Raw genomic sequence first — 1,602 nt, 5'->3', positions numbered from 1 at the left:
TAAAAAACCGTTCCGGGCCGCAGCCCGCCTGTGCGCGGTATAAACTGCCTGTGCTATGCTGCGCCCGAAGGGCAGTTGCCGATGGCTTATTGGTGGGCTGGACCCCGTTAAAAAACGTGGCACATGGGTCGATGCGCACTTGAGAGTGGTGACGCCGCCATCGCGGCGATCCCGGTTAGGAAGATGACGAACTTGCATGGCCCACGCCCTTCGCCTTGGAACGGAGGAGATGCCATGACGAAGCTCAAGACCGGCGGCCACCCGGACCTCAAGATGGTCAATCCCAATGCGGCAGCAATCGACATCGGCTCGACGATGCACATGGCGGCTGTGAACCCTGGCACCGACATCATGCCAGTGCGCGCCTTTGGGACATTCACCCAAGATTTGCACGACCTTGCCGACTGGTTCCGGTCCTGCGGCGTCACCAGCGTGGCCATGGAATCGACCGGCGTTTACTGGATACCGGCCTTCGAGATCCTGGAGGAGCACGGCTTCGAAGTCATCCTGGTGAATGCCCGCTACGCCAAGAATGTGCCGGGCCGCAAAACCGATGTGAGCGACGCGGGATGGCTGCGCCAGTTGCATTCCTACGGCTTGCTCCGCGGCAGCTTCCGGCCTGAGGCCGAGATCGCTACTCTGCGCGCCTACATGCGGCAACGGGAACGGCTCACTGAGTATGCCGCCGCTCACATCCAGCACATGCAGAAGGCGCTCATGGAGATGAACCTGCAACTGCATCATGTCGTCTCCGATATCACCGGCGCAACAGGCATGCGGATCATCCGTGCCATCGTTGGTGGCGAGCGTAATCCTGAGGTTCTTGCCGCGTTCCGGGATGCCCGCTGCAAGTCATCGTTGGACACGATCAAGGCCGCGCTGGTCGGCAACGACCGTGCGGAACACGTCTTTGCTTTGACACAGTCGCTGGAGCTATACGACTTCTACAAAGCGCAGATCGAGGCATGCGACAGGAAGTTGGAAGCTGCGGTTAAGTCGCTGACTGTCCAGGCCAACGATGATTTGGCTCCGCTGCCGAAGGCACGGATCAAAGGCAAGCAGCATAATGCCCCGTCCTTCGATGTGAGGGCCGCTCTTTACGGGGTGTTGGGCACGGACCTGACGCAGATCCACGGTCTTGGCCCATCGCTGGCGCTGAAGCTGGTGGCAGAATGCGGCACGGACCTGCGCGCATGGAAGAGCGCAAAGCACTTCACGTCGTGGCTTTGTCTGGCACCGGGCAACAAAATATCCGGCGGGAAGCTGCTATCCTCGCGGACACGCCGGTCCTCCAGCCGCGCCGCCGCACTCCTTCGTCTGGCGGCTGTCACGATTGGGCGAAGTGACACGGCCTTGGGCGCGTTTTACCGGCGACTGTCATCGCGCATAGGAAAGCAAAAGGCGGTGACGGCCACCGCGCGCAAGATCGCAGTCTTGTTCTACAACGCTATCCGCTATGGCATGACCTATAAGGATCAGGGCGCCGCGGCCTATGACGAAAGGCATCGACAACGTGTGCTCTCAAACCTCCAGCGGCGTGCCAAGACAATGGGTTACGCCTTGGCACCTATTAGCGAGACAGCGGCTGTTTCTTAGGAAGGC

Annotated in this window: 1 protein-coding gene; it reads left to right on the top strand. The window is 60.5% G+C overall.

What is annotated here, in order from left to right; genetic code table 11:
• The first annotated feature begins 234 nt into the window (after window positions 1-234).
• On the top strand, window positions 235-1,596 hold the full coding sequence (locus ACRARG_RS21545) for an IS110 family RNA-guided transposase (RefSeq protein WP_432692060.1): 1,362 nt from the start codon (window positions 235-237) through the stop codon (window positions 1,594-1,596).
• Window positions 1,597-1,602: the final 6 nt, after the last annotated feature.

The organism is Pseudooceanicola profundi, assembly GCF_050897955.1.
Lineage (GTDB): Bacteria > Pseudomonadota > Alphaproteobacteria > Rhodobacterales > Rhodobacteraceae > Pseudooceanicola.
The sequence above is the reverse complement of the archived record's forward strand: the minus strand, read 5'-3'. Positions and strand labels throughout refer to the sequence as shown.